This window comes from Skermanella sp., from assembly GCF_059503625.1.
The window spans coordinates 1-6,125 of record NZ_JCACHA010001014.1; the positions used below are offsets into that span (position 1 = coordinate 1).

Annotated in this window: 5 protein-coding genes; 3 read left to right on the forward strand and 2 right to left on the reverse strand. The window is 67.2% G+C overall.

The genetic code is table 11. The features are described 5' to 3' along the window. Window positions 1–964: PP2C family protein-serine/threonine phosphatase (locus AC5JJ6_RS36995; protein WP_496046824.1), on the reverse strand; the 964-nt coding region annotated here is incomplete at its 3' end. Further along, entirely contained in the window at window positions 957–1,958 is a 1,002-nt protein-coding gene (locus AC5JJ6_RS37000) for a glycosyl transferase family protein (protein WP_496046825.1), read from the reverse strand. The genes AC5JJ6_RS37000 and AC5JJ6_RS36995, both read right to left, overlap by 8 nt. 165 nt (window positions 1,959–2,123) lie before the next feature. Here AC5JJ6_RS37000 and AC5JJ6_RS37005 point away from each other — a divergent pair, with 165 nt between their 5' ends. The 3 genes from AC5JJ6_RS37005 to AC5JJ6_RS37015 all read left to right on the forward strand — a co-directional run bounded on the left by AC5JJ6_RS37005 (window position 2,124) and on the right by AC5JJ6_RS37015 (window position 6,100). Then, window positions 2,124–2,333 (forward strand): hypothetical protein, encoded by a 210-nt coding sequence (locus tag AC5JJ6_RS37005; RefSeq protein WP_496046826.1) that lies wholly within the window; start codon window positions 2,124–2,126, stop codon window positions 2,331–2,333. A 409-nt stretch (window positions 2,334–2,742) separates the two neighbouring features. After that, window positions 2,743–3,954: a nitrate/nitrite transporter gene (locus AC5JJ6_RS37010; protein ID WP_496046827.1), complete on the forward strand. Its 1,212-nt coding sequence runs from the start codon at window positions 2,743–2,745 to the stop codon at window positions 3,952–3,954. A 4-nt stretch (window positions 3,955–3,958) separates the two neighbouring features. Continuing rightward, window positions 3,959–6,100, forward strand: a complete 2,142-nt coding sequence (locus AC5JJ6_RS37015) for a molybdopterin oxidoreductase family protein (RefSeq protein ID WP_496046828.1) — start codon at window positions 3,959–3,961, stop codon at window positions 6,098–6,100. Window positions 6,101–6,125 lie beyond the last annotated feature (25 nt).

Below are 6,125 nucleotides of genomic sequence, written 5' to 3' on the forward strand. Positions count from 1 at the left end.
AGGCCAGATGGTAGGTCTTCTCCGTGGCGACGGCGGGCTGGGGGAACTTGACGACGACCAGCCTGTCGCCGTCTGCCGTATCGGCCGCCTTGAACAGCCTGCTGTAACGCCCGTCCGACAGCACGCCGTCGAGCCGGAAGTTATCGACGGTCTCGCCGGCCTTGGGCGCCGGGTCGCGGATCGGCAGGGCATGGATCGCAGGGGCCAGATCGGTATGCTCGACGGCGGGCAGGGCGATCACGTCGATCACGACGGCGGTAGCATTGTCGGCGCTGCCGGCGTCGAGGGCGGCGGCGACGATCTCCCTCGCGGTTTCCTCCGGCGCGGACCGGCGCAGCAGCAGGTCGCGGAGGCGGCGCTTGCCCAGCGTGCCATGGACACCGTCGGAGCACAGCAGGAACCGGTCGTGGGGCCGCAAAGGCTCGGCCACGTGATCGAGCCGGACGAACGGTTCGATCCCGACCGCGCGGAACAGCACGTGGTTGAGGTCGGGCTGCTTGAGGGTGTGGTCTTCGGTCAGCAGGCTCAGCTGGCTTTCGCTCAGCCGGTAGGCGCGGCTGTCGCCGACGTGGAAGACATGGGCCTTGCGGCCGAGCAGGATCAGCGACGTGAAAGTGCAGGCGGCGTTTTCCAGCAGCGCGTCGGTGCGGCCCATCTTGTGGAGCCAGCCGTTGAAGGCGTCGATGGCGCTAGCGGCGGCATGCTGGACGCCGACCGTCTCGGGCTGGGCGTAGTAGGCGTCGATGAAGCTGCGGACCGCCAGTTCCGCCGCGACCCTGCCGCCCTTGGAACCGCCGACGCCGTCGGCCACGGCCGCCACGATGCCCTGGGTCGCCTGCTGGCCCGGCGTGCCGAGCCAGATGCCGGCATAGTCCTCGTTGCGGGGGCGGCGGCCCTGCTCGCTGGCAAGGCCGTACTGGATCTGGATGCGCGTCGGGGGCGAGGTTGCTGTCCGATCAGCCATGCAGGCGCGGACGCGCTTGCCAGAGCTGTTCGGCCATGGCTTCCGCATCCGCTATCGTGGACGCCCGGCCCAGCATCTTCAGCGCGACGGCAGCCGTCGCGATCACGGCGTTCTCCGCCACCGGGTTGTCCAGCTCTCCGGCCCAGAGCAGGGCGGGGAAACGCGGGTCCAGGTCTTCTGCCCGCCACTGATAGGTCGCCTCCAGCCGCTCGGCGAAGCGCGGCGGCCACTGCTCCTCGGCGGTCTCGCCGTCCGTCACCAGCGCCACCGTGCATTCCTTCATGGGGGAGCGCTGGGCTTCGCCGCCGATGCCCTTGAAGATCGCGGCCCGCGGCTGGCCCAGCCGGATCGCGATTTCCTGGTGGAGCGGGCGGTAGGGCGGGTGGAACACGCTCTGGATCTGCGCCGGGGCGTTGAGCGGGTTGATGTCGCGGGCGAAGGTGTTGACCGCCGTGCGCACGCCCAGCAGCGGGCGGAGCTGGAACAGCCGCTCGAGTTCGGGGCAGAAGTCCTGAAGCCTGATATAGGCGAAGTTGCCGGCGCGCAGGTTGCTGGCCGCCTCGGTCAGAGATGTGCAGGGGCGGATGCCCAGCTTATGGAGTGCGGCCGGCGTCGGCGCGTAGCCTTCGCTGCCGCCGTCGATGCCGTGCATCAGCACCTTGACGCCGTTTGCGGCCAGCAGCAGGGCCGACAGCACGAACCACGGCTGCTGCCGGTGCCGGTCGGCATAGGAGGGCCAGTCGAGATCGGGCACGACCGTATCGTCGGGCTTGGCTAGCACCGACTGGGCGGCGCGGACGAAGCCCGCGAGTTCGGCTCCGGTTTCGCCCTTGCGCCGGAGCAGCAGCAGGAAGGAGCCGAGCTGGATCGGATCGACGTCGCCGCGCAGCACCATCGCCATGGCGGCTTCCGCTTCGTCCTCCTCAAGGTCCCGGAACAGTTTCGGTCCCTTGCCCAGCGCCCTGAGATACTGGGCGAATGGATGTTCCTGCATGACGGCTCGCTCTTCTTTCCGAAGTTCCAGGTGCGGACTGTATCGCAGCAAAGATTGCGCCGCAGCATCTTATGCCCGCAAGGGCGTTCCCCAACCAAGTGGTCGCAACGACCCGATCCGCAACTCCGTTGTTGCCCATGAGACTTTCAGCGAGGGAGACGGCACATGGCCGAAGACAATCAGGATCAGGCGCGCGAGATGGCCGAGGAAGGCCTGAAGAAGGCCAAGAACGGTGCGGGAACCGGCGAGGGGCGCGAGTTGATCGAGGAGGCCAAGCGGCTCGACCACGATGCGGTCGCCGGGATAGCGCCGGAGAGCGAAGATGCCGACCGCGACGATCCGAATGCCGTCCAGCCCGATACGCCCAAGGATTGAACAGACTGCTCTGTCTTTGACGAAGTGACCATATTGCGGGCAGCCCTGCGGCTGCCTGCCACCGCAATGACGGCGCTCCTGCTGGCCGCACCCGCCATCGAACATGGCAGGTGCGGCCTTTTTCGTATCTGCAATTGGTTCGGTCCATTTGCCATCCGCTAGGTGCAGTGCGGCATCGAGCGTGTGCACACCACTTTCTGGTTTGGGAATTGGGGCTGTTTTTGCGCATCCAAGTACTTAAAAACCGCCCTTCGGGTATAGACAAGGCGCTCGAACTCATCGCTGGCACGCCTATTGCCAAGTAGCAGGCCAAGTACCGCTCACGGGACAGGTCAATAAACGTAATAAATTTTACGGTATTGGCGAGCGGCATACAGGGACTGCGGGAAACCTCGGTGAAAGGAGTTCCATGCAAGCGAGTTTCTGGAAAGCGGGTCATCCGCCCACTTTGTTCGCCGCATTCCTTTATTTCGACGTCAGTTTCATGGTCTGGGTGCTGCTCGGACCGCTTGGCGTCCAGATCGCGCAGACGCTTCAGATAAGTCCGGCCGAAAAGGGCCTGATGGTCGCGACCCCCGTCCTCGCCGGCGCCTTCCTGCGCGTCGTGCTGGGGCTGATGGTCGATCGCCTCGGCCCCAAGCTGACCGGCATCATCGGTCAGGTCGTCGTCATGGCGGCGCTTGGTTTGGCGTGGCTGGTCGGGTTGTCGGCCTTCTGGCAGGTCATGCTGCTGGGCGTCTTCCTGGGCGTCGCGGGTGCGTCCTTCGCCGTGGCCTTGCCGCTGGCGTCGCGCTGGTATCCGCCGGAGCACCAGGGAACGGCGCTGGGGATCGCGGGGGTCGGCAACTCCGGCACGGTGTTCGCGGCGCTGTTCGCCCCGTCTCTTGCCGCATGGTACGGCTGGAACAGCGTCTTCGGGCTGGCGCTGATCCCGCTCGGCATCGCCTTCGTCCTGTTCATCGTCATGGCGAAGGACAGCCCGGATGCGCCGCCGCCCAAGTCGCTCAAGGAATATCTGGCCGTGCTGCGGGAGGTGGACGCCTGGTGGTTCATGTTCTTCTACAGCGTGACCTTCGGCGGCTTCGTCGGTCTGGCGTCCTCGCTGACGATCTACTTCAACGACGTCTATGGCATGGGTCCCGTGCAGGCCGGCTACTTCACGGCGGCCTGCGTCTTCATGGGCTCGGCGATGCGCCCGGTCGGCGGCTATCTGGCCGACCGGATCGGCGGCATCAAGTCGCTCAGCTTCATGTACGCCATGGCGGCTTTTTTCCTGATCATCGTCAGCTTCGGGCTGACGCAGGCGTGGATGGCGCTGATCGTGTTCGCCTGCGCCATGCAGGCGCTGGGCATGGGCAATGGTGCCGTGTTCCAGCTTGTGCCCCAGCGTTTCCGGCGGGAGATCGGCGTCATGACCGGTCTGGTCGGGATGTCGGGCGGCATCGGCGGCTTCTATCTGGCATCCAGCCTGGGCCTGTCGAAGCAGTGGTTCGGCAACTATCAGGCGGGCTTCCTGATCTTCGCCATCCTGGCGCTGCTGGCCTTGGTCGGCCTGACCGGCGTCAAGCGACGCTGGCGCACGACCTGGGGGGCCGCGCACATGACGGCGGCGAAGGTCTGACGGGATGGCGGGGGACACCGCGATCCATGCCGTTGCCGGAGCCGGTTTATTGACGACCGACACCCACTGCCCGTACTGCGCCTTCCAGTGCGGCATGACGCTGGTGCCAGAGGACGACGGCGCCGGCGGGCTGACCGTCACGTCCCGCGATTATCCGACCAACAAGGGCGGGCTGTGCCGCAAGGGCTGGACCGCTGCCGGGCTGCTGACCTCTCCCGACCGCCTGACGACGCCGCTGATGCGCGACCGCAAGGACGGACCCTTGCGGCCCGCGTCGTGGGACGAGGCGCTGGACCGCATCGCTGCCACGATCAAGGTCACCCAGGACGCTTTCGGTCCTGGAGCGGTCGGGATCTTCGGCGGCGGCGGACTGACCAACGAGAAGAGCTACATGCTGGGCAAGTTCGCCCGCGTGGCCCTGCGGACGCCGAACATCGACTACAACGGCCGCTTCTGCATGGCGTCCGCCGCGGCGGCCGGCATCAAGGCCTTCGGCCTCGACCGGGGAATGCCGTTTCCGCTGGAGGACATCCCGGAGACCGACGTCATCCTGCTGGTCGGCGGCAATCCCGCCGAATCGCTGCCGGTGATGATGCAGTATTTCGAGGAACACCAGCGCCGGGGCGGCCGGCTGATCGTCGTCGATCCCAGGGTCACCCCGACCGCCGCGATGGCGACGCTGCATCTGCCGATCACGCCGGGGACCGACGGCGCGCTTGCCAACGGCCTGCTCAACGTCGCGATCCAGAAGGGTCTGCTTGACCTGAACTTCATCGAGGCGCGGACGACGGGGTTCGACGCCGTCCGCCGCGCCGTCGCGTCATATTGGCCCGACCGGGTCGAGCGGATCACCGGCGTTCCGGCAAAGGCGATCGAGGATGCCGCGCGCATGATCGGCACCGCCCGGACCGCGATGATCCTGACGGCGCGCGGCCCGGAACAGCAGAGCAGCGGCGTCGATAACGTGCTGGGCTTCATCAATCTGGCGCTGGCGCTCGGCAAGGCCGGCAAGCCGTTCTGCGGTTTCGCCACCCTGACGGGGCAGGGCAACGGGCAGGGTGGGCGGGAGCACGGCCAGAAGGCCGACCAGCTTCCCGGCTACCGCAAGCTCGACAACCCGGAGCATCGCGCCCACATCGCCGGCATCTGGGGCGTCGAGGAAAGCTCCCTGCCGGGACCGGGGCTGTCGGCCTGCGAGCTGCTGGCGGCGCTCGGGCGCGACGACGACACCGGCATCCGCGTGCTGCTGGTGCTCGCCTCCAACATCGCGGTTTCGGCCCCCGACGTGAACAAGGTTCAGCGCGGGCTGAAGTCGCTCGACCTGCTGGTCGTCAGCGACATCTTCCTGTCGGAAACGGCCGAGATGGCGGACATCGTCCTTCCCACGACCCAATGGGCGGAGGAGGAGGGCACCATGACCAACCTCGAAGGCCGGGTCCAGCTCAGGCGGCGGGCTGCGATGCCTCCCGGCGAGGTGCGGACCGATATGAGCTTCCTGAAGGACTTGGCGGAGCGGCTCGGGCGCGGCCAGTACTTTTCCGACGATCCGCGCACGGTGTTCGATGAACTGCGGCGGGCCAGTGCCGGCGGCGTCGCCGATTATGCCGGCATCAGCTATGAGCGCATCGCCGCCGACGACGGCGTCTTCTGGCCCTGTCCAGACGACGGACATGCGGGGACGCCGCGCCTGTTCCTGGATGCTTTCGCGACCCCCGACGGCAAGGCCCGCTTCCACGCGGTTCACCATCGCCCGGCTGCCGAGGAACCCGACCAGTATTACCCGCTCTGGCTGACGACGGGCCGCGTGCTATCGCAGTACCAGTCCGGCGCCCAGACCCGCCGCGTCGCGGCGCTGAGCGAGGCTGAGCCTGAATCCTATGTCGAGATCCACCCGGAAATGGCCCGCAACTTCGGCATCCGGGCGGACGACAGGGTCCGGCTGATCACCCGGCGCGGCGACGCCGTGGTCGCGGCGCGGCTGACCCGCACGATCCGGATGGACACGCTGTTCGTCCCCTTCCACTGGGGCGGCAGGGGCTGTGCCAACCTGCTGACCCATGCCGCTCTCGACCCCGTCTCACGCATCCCCGAGTTCAAGGCCTGCGCGGTCCGCATCGAGAAAGCCGATGCGCCGCCCAGGCACTGAATTCCGCATCTCGATCCACCCCCTC

What these genes read in the sequence shown, in the direction of transcription:
- AC5JJ6_RS37000 (WP_496046825.1), bottom strand. Translation starts at nt 1,958, where the DNA reads ATGCAGGAACATCCATTCGCCCAGTATCTCAGGGCGCTGGGCAAGGGA.
- AC5JJ6_RS37005 (WP_496046826.1), top strand. Translation starts at nt 2,124, where the DNA reads ATGGCCGAAGACAATCAGGATCAGGCGCGCGAGATGGCCGAGGAAGGC.
- AC5JJ6_RS37010 (WP_496046827.1), top strand. Translation starts at nt 2,743, where the DNA reads ATGCAAGCGAGTTTCTGGAAAGCGGGTCATCCGCCCACTTTGTTCGCC.
- AC5JJ6_RS37015 (WP_496046828.1), top strand. Translation starts at nt 3,959, where the DNA reads ATGGCGGGGGACACCGCGATCCATGCCGTTGCCGGAGCCGGTTTATTG.